The sequence below is a fragment of the Actinoallomurus liliacearum genome (assembly GCF_039542035.1).
Classification (GTDB): Bacteria; Actinomycetota; Actinomycetes; order Streptosporangiales; family Streptosporangiaceae; genus Actinoallomurus; species Actinoallomurus liliacearum.
The window spans coordinates 73,010-89,377 of record NZ_BAABHJ010000008.1; the positions used below are offsets into that span (position 1 = coordinate 73,010).

19 protein-coding genes are annotated in these 16,368 nt (G+C 72.0%); 7 read left to right on the forward strand and 12 right to left on the reverse strand.

Going from position 1 to position 16,368, the window contains the following annotated elements:
• Window positions 1-9: 9 nt before the first annotated feature.
• From ABD978_RS15030 to pfkB, 5 genes are read right to left on the reverse strand one after another with little or no spacing between them, the layout of a single operon-like run.
• Window positions 10-1,044, reverse strand: a complete 1,035-nt coding sequence (locus ABD978_RS15030) for a zinc-dependent dehydrogenase (protein ID WP_345353969.1) — start codon at window positions 1,042-1,044, stop codon at window positions 10-12.
• A complete protein-coding gene (locus ABD978_RS15035) occupies window positions 1,041-1,487 on the reverse strand; it encodes a PTS mannitol transporter subunit IIA (protein WP_345353970.1) in 447 nt (148 codons plus the stop codon). Before ABD978_RS15035 ends, ABD978_RS15030 begins: the two co-directional genes overlap by 4 nt.
• Window positions 1,480-1,788 (reverse strand): PTS sugar transporter subunit IIBC family protein, encoded by a 309-nt coding sequence (locus tag ABD978_RS15040; protein ID WP_345353971.1) that lies wholly within the window; start codon window positions 1,786-1,788, stop codon window positions 1,480-1,482. Before ABD978_RS15040 ends, ABD978_RS15035 begins: the two co-directional genes overlap by 8 nt.
• Window positions 1,785-2,960, reverse strand: a complete 1,176-nt coding sequence (gene mtlA, locus ABD978_RS15045) for a mannitol-specific PTS transporter subunit IIC (RefSeq protein ID WP_345353972.1) — start codon at window positions 2,958-2,960, stop codon at window positions 1,785-1,787. The genes ABD978_RS15040 and mtlA overlap by 4 nt, the downstream gene beginning before the upstream one ends.
• Window positions 2,961-2,991: 31 nt before the next feature.
• Complete coding sequence (gene pfkB, locus ABD978_RS15050) at window positions 2,992-3,942, reverse strand: 1-phosphofructokinase (protein ID WP_345353973.1); 951 nt, start codon at window positions 3,940-3,942, stop codon at window positions 2,992-2,994.
• 186 nt (window positions 3,943-4,128) lie between these two features.
• On the opposite strand from pfkB, the gene ABD978_RS15055 reads away from it, so the two are divergent.
• On the forward strand, window positions 4,129-4,398 hold the full coding sequence (locus ABD978_RS15055) for a GYD domain-containing protein (protein WP_345353974.1): 270 nt from the start codon (window positions 4,129-4,131) through the stop codon (window positions 4,396-4,398).
• Between the two features lie 75 nt (window positions 4,399-4,473).
• Here the strand turns inward: ABD978_RS15055 and ABD978_RS15060 are convergent, their stop codons facing one another.
• From ABD978_RS15060 to ABD978_RS15070, 3 genes are all read right to left on the reverse strand, one after another.
• The gene (locus tag ABD978_RS15060; protein ID WP_345353975.1) at window positions 4,474-5,001 is read right to left on the reverse strand and encodes a barstar family protein; all 528 of its coding nucleotides are present in this window, start codon (window positions 4,999-5,001) and stop codon (window positions 4,474-4,476) included.
• An 86-nt stretch (window positions 5,002-5,087) separates the two neighbouring features.
• On the reverse strand, window positions 5,088-5,930 hold the full coding sequence (gene nudC, locus ABD978_RS15065) for an NAD(+) diphosphatase (RefSeq protein WP_345355886.1): 843 nt from the start codon (window positions 5,928-5,930) through the stop codon (window positions 5,088-5,090).
• 72 nt (window positions 5,931-6,002) lie between these two features.
• Window positions 6,003-7,382, reverse strand: coding sequence for a dipeptidase (locus tag ABD978_RS15070; protein ID WP_345355889.1), 1,380 nt, complete (start codon window positions 7,380-7,382; stop codon window positions 6,003-6,005).
• A 45-nt stretch (window positions 7,383-7,427) separates the two neighbouring features.
• Here ABD978_RS15070 and ABD978_RS15075 point away from each other — a divergent pair, with 45 nt between their 5' ends.
• Both ABD978_RS15075 and ABD978_RS15080 read left to right on the forward strand, forming a co-directional pair.
• Window positions 7,428-7,706, forward strand: coding sequence for a DUF4031 domain-containing protein (locus ABD978_RS15075; protein WP_345353976.1), 279 nt, complete (start codon window positions 7,428-7,430; stop codon window positions 7,704-7,706).
• A 99-nt stretch (window positions 7,707-7,805) separates the two neighbouring features.
• Window positions 7,806-8,033 (forward strand): hypothetical protein, encoded by a 228-nt coding sequence (locus tag ABD978_RS15080; protein ID WP_345355892.1) that lies wholly within the window; start codon window positions 7,806-7,808, stop codon window positions 8,031-8,033.
• 61 nt (window positions 8,034-8,094) lie between these two features.
• On the opposite strand, the gene ABD978_RS15085 is transcribed toward ABD978_RS15080, so the two are convergent.
• The 4 genes from ABD978_RS15085 to ABD978_RS15100 all read right to left on the reverse strand — a co-directional run bounded on the left by ABD978_RS15085 (window position 8,095) and on the right by ABD978_RS15100 (window position 10,745).
• Entirely contained in the window at window positions 8,095-8,535 is a 441-nt protein-coding gene (locus ABD978_RS15085; protein WP_345353977.1) for a PIN-like domain-containing protein, read from the reverse strand.
• Window positions 8,535-9,170, reverse strand: a complete 636-nt coding sequence (locus ABD978_RS15090; RefSeq protein WP_345353978.1) for a DUF433 domain-containing protein — start codon at window positions 9,168-9,170, stop codon at window positions 8,535-8,537. The genes ABD978_RS15085 and ABD978_RS15090 overlap by 1 nt, the downstream gene beginning before the upstream one ends.
• A gap of 199 nt (window positions 9,171-9,369) precedes the next feature.
• Entirely contained in the window at window positions 9,370-9,966 is a 597-nt protein-coding gene (locus ABD978_RS15095; protein WP_345353979.1) for an HD domain-containing protein, read from the reverse strand.
• Window positions 9,966-10,745, reverse strand: coding sequence for an ABC transporter ATP-binding protein (locus tag ABD978_RS15100; protein WP_345353980.1), 780 nt, complete (start codon window positions 10,743-10,745; stop codon window positions 9,966-9,968). The genes ABD978_RS15095 and ABD978_RS15100 overlap by 1 nt, the downstream gene beginning before the upstream one ends.
• 163 nt (window positions 10,746-10,908) lie before the next feature.
• On the opposite strand from ABD978_RS15100, the gene ABD978_RS15105 reads away from it, so the two are divergent.
• From ABD978_RS15105 to ABD978_RS15120, 4 genes are read left to right on the forward strand one after another with little or no spacing between them, the layout of a single operon-like run.
• Window positions 10,909-12,027 carry a siderophore biosynthesis protein gene (locus ABD978_RS15105; RefSeq protein WP_345353981.1) on the forward strand — a complete coding sequence of 373 codons (1,119 nt, stop codon included), beginning with the start codon at window positions 10,909-10,911 and terminating at the stop codon, window positions 12,025-12,027.
• Window positions 12,024-13,559, forward strand: coding sequence for an IucA/IucC family protein (locus ABD978_RS15110; protein WP_345353982.1), 1,536 nt, complete (start codon window positions 12,024-12,026; stop codon window positions 13,557-13,559). Before ABD978_RS15105 ends, ABD978_RS15110 begins: the two co-directional genes overlap by 4 nt.
• On the forward strand, window positions 13,556-15,166 hold the full coding sequence (locus tag ABD978_RS15115) for an IucA/IucC family protein (RefSeq protein WP_345353983.1): 1,611 nt from the start codon (window positions 13,556-13,558) through the stop codon (window positions 15,164-15,166). Before ABD978_RS15110 ends, ABD978_RS15115 begins: the two co-directional genes overlap by 4 nt.
• 56 nt (window positions 15,167-15,222) lie before the next feature.
• Window positions 15,223-16,359, forward strand: coding sequence for a type III PLP-dependent enzyme (locus ABD978_RS15120; RefSeq protein ID WP_345353984.1), 1,137 nt, complete (start codon window positions 15,223-15,225; stop codon window positions 16,357-16,359).
• The last annotated feature ends 9 nt before the right edge of the window (window positions 16,360-16,368 follow it).

Consider the following 16,368-nt stretch of genomic DNA (forward strand, 5'->3'; position numbering starts at 1 on the left):
ACTCCCTCGTCAGGGCTCGATGGTGACCTTGATCGCGATGCCGCGGGACACGATGTCGATGCCTTCGAGGACGTCGGCCAGCGGCAGGTGATGGGTGATCAGATCGGCGACGGGCACCGCGCCCGAGGCGATGAGATCCAGGGCGCGGGCGTTGTGGGCCGGGCTGGACCCGTTGGCGCCCACGATCGTCAGCTCCCGGTAGTGCACGAGGTTCGAGTCGCAGGAGATGACCGGGTTGTCCTTGGGCAGCCCGCCGAAGAAGCTGATCCGCCCCTGGCGCGCGGCCATCTGCAGCGCCGCCTCCTGCGCGGCGCCGGACGCGGCGGCGGTGATGATGACGTCGGCGCCCCGGCCGTTCGTCAGCTTCAGCACCTGGTCCACGACGTCCGTGCCGGTGAGCGCGGCGTCGGGGTGCACGCGCTCGGCCGACATGGCCAGCCGTTCGGCGTTGAGATCGACCAGGAAGACCCGCGCGGCCCCACGGGACCGGGCCAGCCGTACGTGCAGGCAGCCGATCGGCCCCGCGCCGATGACGACCACGTCGTCGCCCTCGCCGACGCGGGCGAGCTCCTGGCCGTTGAGCACGCAGGCGAGCGGCTCGGCGACCGACGCCTCGGCGAAGCCGACGCCGTCGGGGATGCGGTTCAGGCCGTCGACGGCGAGCACCTTGGCGGGCACGATCGTGTACTCGGCGAACCCGCCGTCGTAGTGGTAGCCCATCGACTCCTGGTTCGGGCACACGGTGCGGCGACCCCGGCGGCACTCCTCGCACTGCCCGCACGGGATCGCGGCGATCACCTGCACCCGGTCGCCCGGCGCCCAGTCGGTCACGCCGTCGCCGACCTCGACGACCTCACCGGCGATCTCGTGCCCCATGACGCGGGGCGGCCGGATGTGGTGGTGGCCGTGCTTGTAGATCTTGACGTCGGTGCCGCAGGTCGAGCAGTTGCGCACCCGGATCTTGACATCTCCAGGGCCCGGCGTCGGCTCGGGCGCCTCTTCCAGGCGGATGTCCCCGGGCGCGTGGAAACGGGCGACCTTCACTGCGTAACCTCCTCTGCGTCCGGCTGCAGCAGCCGGAGCACCTCATCGACATCGGTGGTCTCCCGGAGGGCTCGTGCCTTGTCCGGGTCGAGCAGGATCTGGGCGAGCTCGGACAGCAGCCGGACGTGCCCGTCGCCCTTCGCGGCGATGCCGACGCACAGGACGACGTGGTTGCCGTCCCAGTCGACCCCGCCGGGGAAGCGCAGGACGCACAGCGCGTCGTGGCGTACGGCGTCCTTGCCGGCGAGCGTGCCGTGCGGGATGGCCACGCCCTCGCCGACGTACGTCGAGATCGAACGCTCGCGTTCGACCATGGCCTCGACGTACGTGGCGTCGACGGCGCCCACGTCGAGCAGCGTCCGCCCGCACTGGCGGATCGCGTCGTCGCGGTCGGCCGCCACCGCGTCGAGGCGTACGGCCGCGCGGTCGAGCAGGTCAGGCACTGATCTCGCTCCCGTCCTTGATCGCCTTTACCAGGCGGGTCACCGCGGGGTCGCCGATGAACACCTGGAACGTGACGATCGGCTTGTCCGGGGCGCCGGCCTTCGCCCGCGCGCCGAGGCCGGCGTGACAGACCACGACGTCGGCGTCGGCGGGGATGGAGTTGACCGGGGTGTGCTCCACCTCGACCGAGTGCTTCTTCAGCTCGCGGCGGAGCTGGCTCGCGAGCATGACGCTGCTGCCCATGCCCGCGTCGCAGGCCACGACCAGCTTCTTGACGTCCTTGCCGTTCATCTCGGTCATGCTCCCTGGGGTTCGGGGTGGGTGGTGGGCCGCGCCGTCTCCTGCGGCACGTCTTCCGTGGCCGCGGCCGCGGCCCCGGATCCGGCCTCGGCTTCCGCTTCGGCCTCGGCCTCCGCCTCGGCGAAGCGGCCGAAGCCCAGGAGCGCCGAGCCGACGGCGAACGACACTCCCGCGGCGACCAGCACGCCCCCGAAGACGCCGAACCAGGAGCCGGCGCCCTTCGGGGTCTCGGCCGCGTACGCGAAGATGCTGCCCGGCGACGGCGTGGCGACGAGGCCCGCGCCGGTGACCATGAACGTCCCGATGCCCGCGGCGCCGCCGGCGATCGAGGCGAGGATCATCCGCGGCTTCATCAGGATGTACGGGAAGTAGATCTCGTGGATCCCGCCGAGGAACTGGATGATGATCGCGGCGGGCACGCTGGGCCGCAGCGTCTTCGGGCCGAACAGCAGGTAGGCGACGAGCACGCCCAGGCCGGGTCCGGGGTTGGACTCCAGCATGAACAGGATCGACTTGCCGTGTTCGGTCGCCTCCGCGACTCCGAGCGGGCCGAGCACGCCGTGGTTGACGGCGTTGTTGAGGAACAGCACCTTCGCGGGCTCGATCAGCACGGACGCCAAGGGCAGCAGGTGGTGGTGGATCAGCCACTCCACACCGTGGCCGGCCACGGTGGTGACGTTGCGCACCACGGGGGCGACGCCCCAGACCCCGAACAGGGCCGCGGCGCCGCCGACGATCCCGGCGGTGAAGTTGTCCACCAGCATCTCGAAGCCGGCCCTGGTCCGCTCGGCGGTGAACTCGTCGACCTTCTTCAGGACGTACGCCGCGAGCGGGCCGAGGATCATCGCGCCGAGGAACATCGGGATCTTGGCGCCGACGACGACGCCGACGGTCGCGACCGCGCCCACCACGGCGCCGCGCTGGCCGTGCACCATCCGCCCGCCGGTGTAGCCGATGAGCACCGGGAGCAGCAGCGTGATGATCGGGTCTACCAGGGCCGCGAACTGCTTGTCGGGCAGCCAGCCGGTCGGAATGAACAGCGCGGTGATCAGGCCCCAGGCGATGAAGGCCCCGATGTTCGGCATCACCATGCCGGCCAGGTGCCCGCCCAGGCGCTGAATCTGGGCCTTGACGCCGCTTCCGGTGACGGTGGGGGTGTACGCAGTGGCCATCAGGGCCTCCTAGTTATCTGCGTGACGTGGTCTAGGCGATGAGCGACCGGCCGAGGTCCGGTCGCGTGTGGATGCGGACGATGTCGCGCCGGATGTCCTCCGGCCGTGGCATCCGGCTGGCGGGCAGGCCGACCGCGGCGGCCCCCCATGCCAGCCCTTCGGCAAGTGCCGGAGCCCCCCGTGCTCCGCCCGCCAGGAATCCGGCGAGCAGCGCGTCGCCCGCGCCCACGGTGCTCCGCGGCTCGGCGACCGGCGCCTCGCCGATCGTGACTCCCTCCTCTTCGACCAGCACGGCGCCGTCCGCGCCGAGGCTCGCGAGCACGGTCCGGGCGCCGCGGTCCCGCAGTTCCTCCGCCGCCTCGATGACGTCGCCGACGCTGTCGACCGGACGTCCGACGGCCTCGGCCAGCTCCTCGCGGTTGGGTTTCACGAGGTCCGGACCGGCCTCGACGGCGGCCGGGAGCGCCGGACCGCTCGTGTCCACGGCGACCCGGATGCCGGCGGCGGTGAAGAACTCACACAACCGGGCGTAGATGTCGGTCGGCACGCCCGGCGGCAGGCTGCCGCAGGTCACGACCCAGCTCGCGCCCTCGACCTCGGCGAGAACCCGGTCGGCGACCGCGTCGAGTTCCTTACGAGACAGGGGTTCGCCCGGCTCGTTGAACTTCGTGACCAGGCCGTCGGGTTCGACGACCGTGATGTTGGAGCGAGTGCGGCCCGCGACCCGCACGGCACCCAGGCGTATCCCGTCGGCCTCCAACAGGTGGACGAGCTGGTCGCCGTCCGCCCCGCCGACCGTCACCACCGCGGCCGTCGGCACGTCGTTGGCCAGCAGCGCGCGGGAGACGTTCACCCCCTTGCCGCCCGGGTCGAGCCGCGCGGAGGTCGCACGGATCACCGTGCCCTGGGCGAGGCGGTCCACCTCGATCGTGCGGTCCAGGCTCGGGTTGAGCGTCAGCGTGACGATCACGTGTTGGTTCACCGCCGTTTCGTCTGCGTTTCCATTTGTTTACGCCCACATGGGTGGCCGCGTCAAGGGGTCAAACGGGCTTCTCCGGATCGCCGAAAAGACGGCCCCGGAGGGGGGCCGGACGCTGAATTGATGGCGTGAGCTGCGGGAATGTGACCCTAAGAGGGCATCGATCGGGGGATCGTCATGGCCACGTACATGTTGCTTTCGAAGTGGACGGACCTCGGGCGGCGGGAGGCGGCGACGCTGCCGGACCGGGTCACCGAGGTCACCAAGCACCTCGAGGAGATGGGCGGCAGGGTCCTGGGCTTCTACCTCACGATGGGGGAGTACGACCAGGTCGGGCTCATCGAAACACCCGACGAGGAGGTCGCCGCCAGGTTCGCCGTGTTCATCGCCGGCCGGGGCTACGTCGTTTCCGAGACGCTGCGCTGCTTCTCCATGGACGAGATGCGCAGCCTGACCTGAGAGCCGGCCCGGTGGTCGGAGTGCCGTGGCACTCCGACCACCGGGCGGGTGTGGGACGGCATCCATGCCGTTCGGCTACCACATGTCCAAGGTGAACAGCAGATAAGGATCCGCTACTTCCACCTCTTGCTCGGGGCCCTCGAGTCCGTCCAGGAAGTCACGAGCCCGCGTCGAGGTGAGAGAGAAGACGAAATGCTGGGCGATCGGGGAAATTCCGGTGGGTTCGCCGTCCGCGCCCAATTGCAGGTTGGCGCGCTCCGCCGCCTGCCCTAGAACGGATACCAGCGTGGGCAGATGACTCGCGTCCAGCAGCACGTCGGCGTCGTCGACCATCACCGCGACGGCGGTACGCCCATGTGATGGGCCGTGGAGATCGGCCAGGCAGTCGACGAGGGCGTCCCAGTTGTGGCCGTGGTAACTCGGGAAGCCGAGCCTGTGCGCGAACGCTCGGAACAGCCTTTCCGGCTCCATCAATTCCCGCGCGGGCAGATGGACGACAAGCCCGTCCCGCTCCCGCAGGACGGCCAGTTGATCAGTCAGGAACCGGTCGTCCCGCGGGGCGAATATGACCCAGGGCGCCACCCGCTCGGTGAGCGTGAACAAGGGGCTCGTCACAAGAAGGTCCTACGTGGAAAGCGGCGAATCATCTGCCGACGCACACGCGGCACCGACGCCGGGGGCGGCGGGCGTCACCAGTCGCCGGGGAGGCTGCCGCCGTACCAGCGTTCGATGAGCTGACGGGCGATCGAGACCCGGCCCGGGAGGAAGATCTCCTCCGCCTCTGTGGCGGCCTTCAGCTCCTCGCGGGTGTACCAGCGGGCGCCGCGGATCTCCTCACCGTCCACGCGGGGCTCCTGCCCGGGGTCGGCCGTCGCGAAGAAGCCGAGCATGAGGCTGCGCGGCAGCGGCCAGGGCTGGCTGCCGAGGTAATGGCAGTCGCGCACCGTGACGCCGACCTCCTCCCACACCTCACGGGCGACCGCCTGCTCCAGGGACTCCCCCGGCTCGACGAAACCGGCGAGGATCGACACGCGGTTCTCCGGCCACCGGAACCCACTGGCCAGCAGGATCCGCTCGCCGTCCTGCACCAGCATGATCACGGCCGGGTCCGTACGCGGGAAGTGCTCCGAACCGTCCACCGTGCAGATCCGGGTGTGGCCCGCGGACGCGAGGGTCGTCAGGGCCCCGCAGCGCGGGCAGTGGGTGTGCGTCCCGTGCCAGTTCTGCAGGCCGACGGCCTGGGTGAGCAGCCCGGCGTCCCGGTCGCTCAGCGCGGCGCCCACCTTTCGCAGGTCGGCCGGCTCCGTGCCCTCGACGGCGGGCAGCGGAGCCGACACCGCGAAGTAGGCGACGCCGTCCTCATCCGCGCCGAGCAGGTAGCGCTCGCCCTCGGGAGTCTCCTCGCGGCCCAGCAGGACGAGGGCGGGGCCGGGCCGCACCAGCGCCTTGCCCTGCTCCACCACCAGGACACGGGTGCGCGGGTCGTCCCAGGCCGCGGCCAGCCATGCCTCGTCGCGACGGCGCTCCCCCATCCGGTCGAGCGTGCCGCGGGAGAGCGCCAGCCAGTCCAGCGCCTCGTAGGTCTCCGTCAAAACAAGCCCTCTCTACAGACCGGCGGCGAACTCGTCCCAGAGGTACGCGGCCGCCTCCGCGCCCTTGAGCAGCAGCGGCATCTCGACCTTCTCGTTCGGCGCGTGGATCTGGTCCTCGTCCAGTCCGACCGCCACGAACACGAGCGGCGCCGCCAGGATGTCGGCGAGGTCCGCCTCCGGGCCGCTGCCGCCCTCCCGAGTGAACAGGATCTCGGTGCCGAACGCCTTCTCCATCGCCCGCTTGGCCGCCAGCACGCCCGGCGAGTCGATCGGCGAGAAGCACGGCCGGACGCCGGGGCCGGGGATGCGGACCTCCGCGCGGACGCCCGGCGGCGTGTGCGCGGCGACGTACGAGCGGAACGCCTCCTGCACCTGGACCGGGTCCTGCCCGGCGACGAGCCGGAACGACAGCTTCGCGTGCGCCTCGCGCGGCACGATGGTCTTGCCGCCGGGACCGGTGTGGCCGCCCCACATCCCATTGATCTCCGCGGTCGGACGGGCCCACACCCGCTCCAGGGTGGTGAAGCCCTCCTCGCCGTACGCGGCGCCGCTCTCGCCCGCCGTCTCGAGCCACTTCCCCTCGTCGAACGGCAGCTTGGCGAACAGCGCCCGCTCCTCCTCGGTCAGCTCGACGATCCCGTCGTAGAAGCCGTCGAGGGTGACGCGGCCCCGCTCGTCGTGCAGACCGGCGAGCAGCGCGGACATGGCGTGCAACGGGTTGGGCACCGCGCCGCCGAACGAGCCGGAGTGCAGGTCGAGCGCCGGGCCGTACAGCGAGACCTCCGCCTCGGTGAGGCCCCGCATGCCGGTGCACATCGACGGCACGTCGGCGGCCCACATCGTCGTGTCGCTGATGACGATCGCGTCGCAGGCCAGGCGGTCTTTGTTGGCGCGCAGCAGGTCGGCGAAGTGCGGCGAGCCGGACTCCTCCTCGCCCTCGATCAGCATCTTGACCGTGACCGGCGGGGCGGTGCGGCCGCTCGCCGCGAGGTTCGCCTTCAGCCCGAGGGTGTGGAAGAACACCTGGCCCTTGTCGTCGGACGCGCCGCGGCCGATGAGCCGCTCGCCCTTCTCGAACGGGACGAACGGCGCCGTCTCCCACTCCTCGAGCGGCTCGACCGGCTGGACGTCATGGTGCCCGTACACGACCACCTTCGGCGCGGCCGGGTCCTCGGCCGGCCACTCGGCGAACACCGCGGGGAGGCCGTCGGTCTCCCAGATCTCCACGGTCGGGAACCCGGTGTCGCGCAGGTGCGCGGCGAGCCATTCGGCGGAGCGCCGTACGTCGTCGCGCCGCTCCGGATCGCCGGAGATCGACGGGATCGTCAGCCACTCCTTCAGCGCGTCGAAGAACCCGCTCGCGTTGGCATCGATGTAGTCGCGTACGTCCATGAGCAGCCTTCTCACCGGGAAATGGTCCTCTGGCACTCTAGTCCGGTGACCATCCTCATCGATCGCCCCCTGTGGCCCGCCCGTGGTCGGCTCTGGTCGCATCTGGTCAGTGACGCCTCGTACGAGGAGCTGCACGCGTTCGCCGAATCGCTGGGCGCGCCGCGGCGGGCGTTCGACCGCGACCACTACGACGTGCCGGAGGAGTTCTACGACGCGGCGATCGCCCACGGCGCGACGCCCGTCGGCTCCCAGGAACTGGTCGCCCGCCTCACCGCCGCGGGCCTGCGCCGCCGCAAGCGATCCCGTTCCGACCAGGCGGTCTGAACCGTGCGCTCCCGTGGGGTCGGAGGCCGGGCGTAGCCGGGAGATCACGCACTACGGCCTGAGCCGCAGGCAGGTGCGGGCCGCCCGAACGCGGTCGTCCTGCTCATCCCGCGCCGGGCCCTGCTCAAGGAATGGGCGTACGCCGGCGCCTTCTTCGTCTATACCGGGGCCGCCGTGTCCCACCTGACCACCGGCCATGACCTCGGCGAACTGGCACCGCTCACCGTCTTCACCGTGCTGATCGTCCTGTCATGGGCACTCCGACCCCCCGGCCGCCGCACCCACACCGCGCCCCGCTCCGGGGTCAACGGCAGAGCCGGCGCTTAGGCCCGACCGAGGAGCCGCACCCGTGCGCCGACCGACTGCGCGCCCCGCGACGGCGTGCCGCTCATCGGGGCCAGTACCGCGGCGGGGACTCGGAGGGGTTGACCAGGTCGTATCGGTGCTTGCTCCCCGGATTAAGGCCCTTGATGTGGACCAGTCGCTGGTTGTCCGTCTCGTCGAGTTCACCGACTATCAGCGGCATGGCGGCGATCACCGCGCCCATCGACAGGCCCAGCCCTGCCATGCCTCTCTGTCCTTGACCGAACCGGATGTGGTGCATCCCGGACTTCTTGATGGCATCCGTCTCTGACGGATCCTCCAGTTGACGCGCGTCCCTGGTAAGGAAGGCGTCGAAGCCCTTCCTCGCCGCATCAGGAAGGAGCGCAAGATCCTTCTTGCCCGCCCACTTGATCTCACTGACGTGCCGAACAGTGTGCTCGGGCAGTAACCACCTGAGCGTTTCCAGCATCTGTACAGGGACGTTCTCGTCGACGAGTATCCGCATCACGCAGAGCGCGTTCCGGTGCCGTAGCTGTCAACGTAGAGCGCGAAGGAGGCGGCGTCACGAGCGGCATCCGCGGTGACGCCGGGGTAGTAGTCGGCGATCTTCTCCGGAGGGATGCCGTCCTCCATGAGCTCAGCGACAGCGTCGAAAGGGACCCGGGTACCGGTGATGACCGGCTGTCCGCCCTGGGTCTCGGGGTCGACGCTGACGTGCTGCTTGGGATGCAGAAGGTGCGGGACCACCACACCGGCCCGGGGAGCGAATTCCTGGAGGATGTCGGCCATAGTGGCGATCACTCGCTGTCCGGGACGCTTGACGAGATCGGTGGCGTGGTCGTCGTCGCCCACGAGGACGATCGAGTCGTCGTCGGCGACCAGGGAGTAGCCGGACAGGTGGTCGACCTCACCGATCTTTTTCAGATTGGCCAGAGCCTTGCGGATCTTTTGGAGTGACACGTCCTGACGCAGATGCGCGAACGCACGCAGCGCCAGCACATCACGGAATGAGTACAGGGCCGGCTTCGCTGCCAGCTCGGGACGCAGGATGGGCCCGTTGCCGCGGTCCTGCCGCCATGTACGCAGTTGCCCGACGGTCGCCCCGGAGAGAGCAGCAGCCATACGAGTCGAGTACGCCATGGTCCACTCCCTCCCGCACCGGTTGCGCCTAGCTCCATGCCAGCATCCCAGTTCTGTGCCTGCGAACGCTATAAGACGGCGAGTTGGAAGGGTTGGAACCGCCCTTTAGACGACGCTGAGAACACAAGACGTGCATTGGTATCCGGTTTGTCGACGACGGCCGATGCCGGGTGTCACGTGCCGGCCGGTTCGTCGACGTTCAAGGGTGGCGCAGGAGCATGAGTTCGGTTTCGAGGTTGTGGCGGGCGGCGGTCTCCCATCGCTCGCGACCCGGGGCCGTGCGGAACAGGGCCGGGGCGTCGAGCAGGGCCCGCAGCACGTCGGCGCGGCCGTGCCGGAACGCCTCGTCCGGGACCGCGGCGTACTCCTCGCGGACGGCGGCGGCGTACGCGGCGTAGCGCTCCGGGTCGGCGGCGAGGATCGCCAGGTCGGCGTCGTTCAGGACGGCGGCGTCGCGGTCCCCCGGGGCCGGGTCGTGCGCCGCGGTCATCCGGACCAGCCGGGCGACCTCCGCGACCGTCTCGGGCGGCAGGTCGGTGTCGGCGAGCATCCGCTCGGCGAGGACGGCGCTGCGCTCCTCGTTGTCGGTGCGCAGCGGCTGGTACACCGCGTCGTGGAACCACGCCGCCAGGCGCACCGCGGCCACGTCGTCGGCCTCGCCGGCCAGCTCGTCGATCCGGTCGAGGACGTCGGCGAGGTGCCCGGCGTCGTGGTAGCGGCGGTGCGGCTCCTCGTAGCGGCGGATCAGCTCGGCGCCGAGGACCTCCGGGCCGGGCCACCGGGACAGCAGATCCATCACACCGCCCTCGCGGTCCAGCGCCCGCCGGTCTTCTCAATGGTGATGGGGTGGTCGAAGCACCCGCTGATCAGGTCGGTGGTCAGCACGTCGTCCGCGGCGCCGGAGGCCAGGACCTTGCCCTGGCGGAGCAGGATCGCGTGGGTGGTGCTGGCGGGCAGCTCCTCCAGGTGGTGCGTGACGAGCACGCTGGTCAGCGACGGCTGCGCGCGGCGGAGCTGGTCGATGGCGCTCAGCAGTTGCTCGCGGGCCGCGACGTCCAGGCCGGTGGCCGGCTCGTCGAGCAGGAGCAGACGCGGCCGGGGCATCAGGGCGCGGGCGATCAGCGTGCGCCCGCGCTCGCCGTGGGAGAGGGTGGGCCACCGGCTGTCGCGGCGGTGGTTCAGCCCGAGCAGGTCGATCAGCTCCTCGGCGTGGTCGAGCTCCTCCGGCGTGGGCTTCCAGTGCGGGACCAGCTCGATGGAGCCGGTCGCGCCGGTGAGCACGACCTCGTGCACCGTGCGGCCGGACCGCAGCGGGTGGTGCGGGTTGACATGGCCGATCCAGGCGCGCAGCTCGCGGACGTCCACCCGGCCGAGCCGGTGACCGAGGATCTCCACCTGTCCGCTCGTCGGGTGCTGGTACGCGCCGACGAGGCTGAGCAGCGTGGACTTCCCGGCGCCGTTCGCGCCGAGCAGCGCCCAGTGCTCGCCCTCGTGGACGGTGAGCGACACGTCGTCGAGCAACGCCCGGCGATCCCGGACGAAGCGCACGTCTTCTACACGCAGCACAGGAGTCATCGACAGCCGAGCGTACGACACGCGTCCACCGAGGGTGGGCGGGACCGCCGCTGACCACGAAGCCGACACACGTCGACACGAGTGGTTGCGTCCGGCGGCCGTCCACGCCACTATGGTCACCCCGGCAACTTAGGTAAGCCTAACCTAGCCCTCTGGGAGACTCGTGCGGCTCTACATCGTCGCGGGCAAGCGGACCGACTCCGTGGCCCACGGCTTCCTGCCCGCGGCCGCCTCGCTCGGCCTCGACGTGACCCTGCTCACCGACCGGGCGTGGCCGGAGGAGACGGTCCAGTGCGACGTCACCGACTTCCGGGCGATCATCGACGAGGTCTCCCGGCGTGCGGCGCCCGCGGCGATCTTCTCCAACAGTGACCACCTGCAGGCGCCCACCGCCCTGGCCGCGGAGTACTTCGGGCTGCCGGGCAAGGACTGGCGGGCCGCGCTGCGGGCCAAGAACAAGGCGCTGATGCGCCGCGCGCTGGGCGGGGTCTTCGCGGTCGAGCTCCGGCCCGGCCAGGAGTCGCCCGCGCTCGCGGACGCCCCGTACCCGCTGGTCGTCAAGCCGCGCGAGGGCGTCGCCAGCGAGGACGTCTTCCTCGTACGGGACGCGGCCGAACTCACCGCGCGCTGCCGCGAGATCTGGCTCCGGCGCCCGGGCGCCCTCGTCGTGGAGGAGTACCTCCCCGGCGACCTGCACACCCTCGAGACGCTGAACGGCCACGTCGTCGGCTCGTTCCGCACGACGCTCTCGCCGCCGCCGCACTTCATCGAGGAACGCCTCGACTGGGCGCCACCGCCCTGCGCCGACCAGATCCTGGACGCGCTGCGGCGGCTCGGGGTCGGGTTCGGCGCCTGCCACACCGAGTACGTCGTGCACGAGGGCCGGGCACGGATCGTCGAGGTGAACTACCGGATGATCGGCGACCACTGCGACTTCCTGCTCGCCGAACTGCTCGGCGTCCCGCTCTTCGCGTGGGTGCTCCGCGCCCATCTGGGCGAGCCGGTGCCCGAGCCGCCGCCCGTCACGGGACACGCGGCGGTCGACTCGGTGATCGCGGATCGGTCCGGCACGCTGACCGCCGCGCCGGAGCGCCGGGAGGAGACGGACGACGGCGTCCGGGTCGCCTACTGGCCGGTGCGCTCTTGCGGGGACGTGATCGCGCTGAGCCGGACGAACCGCGACTACCTCGGCACGATCCGCGCGGTCGGGCCGGACGCGGCCCGCGTCGACGCCGCCATCCGGCGGTTCCGCGCGCGGCACCGCTGGGAGATCGCACCGTGACCGGCGCGCCGGCGCTCGCCGTCCCGCGGCTGGAGGAGGGGTATCTCGCCCTGCGGGTGCTGGACGCCCTGCTGCGCGAGGACTACGGCGGGCTGTCCCGCCGGGTCGACGGCGACCGGCTGACCCTGCCCGGCGGCCGGGTCGTCGCGCTCGCCGCGCACGACGGCGGTTGGGGGCGCTATCCCGGGTTTCTCGCCGAGCGCGTCGTGGCCGACGCCGTCGGGCTGGACGAGGTGCTGGGCGTCGTACGGGCGCTGGCCGACCCGCGCGACGACGTCGCGGCGTTCGACCGCGAGTGCCGGGAGACGCTACGGGCGCTGCGCCTGTTCGAGGCGGTGCGCCCGCGGCCGGCCGGAACGACCCGGTACGACGCCCTCGCCGCCGCCGTGGACCACCCGGTGTACCCGACCGCGCGGTGCCGCCTCGGCCTGGACGAACGCGACCTGCTGGCGTACGCGCCGGAGTTCGGGCCGTCCTTCCGGCTGGCGTGGACCGCCGTTCCCGGCTCCCACCGCCACGGTGATCGTCCCGGCTGGTGGCCCGAGCCCCGCGACCTCGGGCTGCCCGCGGGACACGACGTGTTCCCGGTGCATCCACTGACCGCCCGGCTGGTCCCCACCGTGCCGGGCCCGGCCGTGACCGTACGGCCGACGCTGTCGATGCGCACGGTCGCGATCGACGCCCGCGAGCACCTGAAGCTCCCACTGCCGACCAGCACGCTCGGCCTGCGCAACCGCAGGGTGATCACGCCCGGCACGCTCTCCGACGGCGCGCTCGTCGAACGCGTGCTGCGCGCGGTCGTCGAGCGGGAGCGTGCACCGGTGCTGCTCGCCGACGAGCAGACGTACGGCCACGCGGACGACCCGCTGCGCGGATACCTCGTGCGGCGGCTGCCCGCCGAGGGCGTCCCGGTCGCGGCGCTCCTCGCCCGGACGCCGGACGGGCCGTACGTCATCGAGGAGCTGACCGACGATGTCGCGGAGTTCTTCGGGGCGTACCTCGCCGTGCTGTTCGACTGGAACGTCCTGCTCGCGGCGCGGTACGGCATCGCGCTGGAGGCCCACCAGCAGAACGTCTCGATCGTGCCCTGCGACCCGCCGCACCTGATGATCAAGGACAACGACGGGGCGCTCATCGACCTCGGCCGGCTCGCCCGTGCGCTGGGCCGGGCGCCGGACCCGGCGGAGTTCGCCGACCAGCGACTCCTCACGACCGACCCGGAGGCGCTCGCCCGCGTGTTCATCACGATCACGGTGCACCTGTGCGCGGGAGCGCTCGCCTTCGGACTCGCCGAGCGTGGGCTCCTCGCCCTGGACACGGGGCTGGGCCTCGTCCGTGACCGGCTCGCCGCCGCGCTCGACGCGTACGACGACGGGTTCCTGCGGGCGCGCACCCTCGACGCGGACCGGCTGCCCGTGAAGGCCATGGTCACCGCCGGGACACTCGTCGGCAAGGACCGTACCGGCGCCCAGGACATCAACAAGCACTACGGCCCGCCCGGGCCCAACTACCTCAAGAGGTCGACCACGTGACATCCCTCGCCCCGGCCGCGCCCTCCGTCGGAGGGCGGGTCGACCCGGACGCGGCCACGGCCCTCGCCCTGCTGAACTGCGCGGTGCGCGAGCTGTGCGCCCCGGAGCACCAGGTGCGAGTCGGCGACGGACACCTCATGGTCCGGTTGCCGCGGGTCGGCGTCACGCTGCGCGCCGTCCTGCGCCGCCCGCCGCTGATGAGCCCCCGGCTGGCCGGGCCGATCGAGGAACGCCGCGACGGCTGGGTGGCCGTCGACTGGCGGCGGATCACCGACCTGATCGCCGGCGAGCTGGAGCTGACGACGGGAACACCGAACCCGGAGTTCACCGCGCAGGTGACGGCCAGCCGCGACGCCATGGAGCTGTTCGGCCGGCGACGCACGCCGCGCGACGCCGACCCGTTCCTGTCGTCCGAGCAGTCGCTGCTCGCCGGGCACCGGTTCCACCCCTCCCCCAAGGCCCGGCAGGGCGCCGACTGGCCCGCGTACGCCCCGGAGCTCGGGGCCCGCTTCCCGCTGCGCTGGCTGGCCGTCCGCACGGACGCGGTCGTCGAGGAGGGCGACGCATCCCTCCTGGACCGGCTCGGCCCGCCGGTCCGCGCCGGGTACCGTGTCCTGCCCGCGCATCCGTGGCAGCTCGCCCTGCTCCGGCCGGAGTCCGACGCGATCGTCGACCTGGGACCGTACGGCCCGGAGGCGGTGCCGACCTCCTCGGTCCGCACCGTGTACGTGCCGGACGCCTTCCTGAAGTTCAGCCTCGACGTCCGCATCACCAACTGCGTGCGCAAGAACGCCTGGTACGAACTGTCCGGCGCGGTGGCGCTGACGCGGGCGCTGCGACCCGTGTTCGACGGCCTGGCCTGCGAGCTGCTCACCGAGCCCGGCTACCGGACGGTGTCCGTCGGCGGCACGCGGCTGCGGGAGGGGCTCGGTGTGATCGTCCGGGACGGCGTCCGGGGCCTGCCGGGCACTCCCCTGCTGGCCGCGGCCATCGCCGATCCGGACGGCGACAGCCCGGCGGCCGTGTCCCGGCTCCTCGGCGACGATCCCGCGCCGGACCGGGTGCTGGCCTGGTGGGACGCCTACGTGGGGCACGTGGTGCCGCCGGTCCTGCACGCCTACCTGCGGCACGGCGTCGTCCTCGAACCGCACCTGCAGAACGTCCTCGTCGCGGTCGACGGCGACGGCACGCCGGTCCGCGCGGTGTTCCGCGACCTGGAGGGCACCAAGCTGCTGCCCGGGCCGTGGAAATCGTTCCTGGCGGAGCTGCCCGAGCCGGTCGCGCGGGCCCTCACCTACGAGCCCGAGCACGGGTGGAACCGCGTCGTCTACTGCCTGTTCGTCAACCACCTCGCCGAGGTCGCCGCCGCCCTCGCCGACCGGCAGCCGTCACTGGAACCCGCGCTGTGGCGGGTCGTCCGGCGGCACGTGACCCGCTGCGCCGACGACACACCGGCGGACACGGACGGCGCCGCGCGGCTGCGCGCGCTGCTGGCCGGGGTACCGCTGCCGGCGAAGGCGAACCTGCGCACCCGGTGGGCCCGTGACGCCGACCGGCAGGCGACCTACGTCCCGGTGCCGAACCCGCTCGCCGAGAGCCTCGCGTGACCGGCCGGCCTCCCGAGGGGGAACGGAAGCCCGCCCTGCCGACACCGCCACCCGAGATGGAGCGGGAACCCGCCGTGTCGGCGCCGTTGCCCGAGACGGTGCGGGAACGCGCGCTGTCGACGCGGCTGCCCGCCTACGTCTACGACCTGAACGGACTCCGCGCCCACGCCGCGGCGGTCCGGGCCGCGACCCCCGTAGAGGTCTTCTACGCGGCGAAGGCCAACCCCGACCCGCGCCTGCTCGCCGCGCTGGGCCCGTACGTCGACGGCGTCGAGGTGTCCTCCGGCGGCGAGCTCGCCCACGTGCGCACGGCCCTGCCCGGGGCCCGGCTGGCGTTCGGCGGGCCGGGCAAGACGGACGAGGAACTCGCGTCGGCCACCGGTGGCCGCCCGCCGGTCGACCGGCTGCACGTGGAGAGCCCGCACGAGCTTCGCCGCCTCGCCGCGCTGCGCCGCGAGACGGACGTGCTGCTGCGCGTCAACCTGCCGGTCGCGATCAGCGGGGCCGCCCTGCGGATGAGCGGCCCGTTCGGCATGGACCCCGAGGCCCTGGGCGTCTGCCTGGACCTCCTCGAGCGGACGCCCTGGCTGCGGCTGCGCGGCCTGCACGCCCACCTGGCCTCCGGGCTGGCGGCCGAGCCGCTGCTGCAGGTCGCCGCCCAGGTCCTCGGCTGGGCGCGGACCTGGATGGACGGGCCGAAGGAGATCAACCTCGGCGGCGGCATGGCCGTCGACTACCGCGACCCGGGCGCCCGCTTCGACTGGGCGGCGTACGGCGCGGGACTGGAGTCCCTGCGGTACCCGGATGAGACGCTGCGGATCGAACCCGGCCGCGCGCTGACCGCCTACTGCGGGTGGTATGTCACGGACGTGCTCGACCTGAAGCGGTCGCACGGCGAGTGGTACGCCGTGCTGCGCGGCGGCACCCATCACCTGCGCACCCCGGTGACGAAGGGCCATGACCAGCCGTTCACGGTCCTGCCGGCGGGCGGCGGTCCGGTGGCGAGCGGTCCGGTGACGCTGGTCGGGCAGTTGTGCACGCCGAAGGACGTGTTCGCCCGGCAGGTGCCGGTCGACCGCCTCGCCATCGGCGACGTCGTGGCATTCTCCCTCGCCGGAGCGTACGCCTGGAACATCTCCCACCACGACTTTCTCATGCACCCGAAACCTGGCTTCGGCTACATCGACTGTTGATCGCGACGG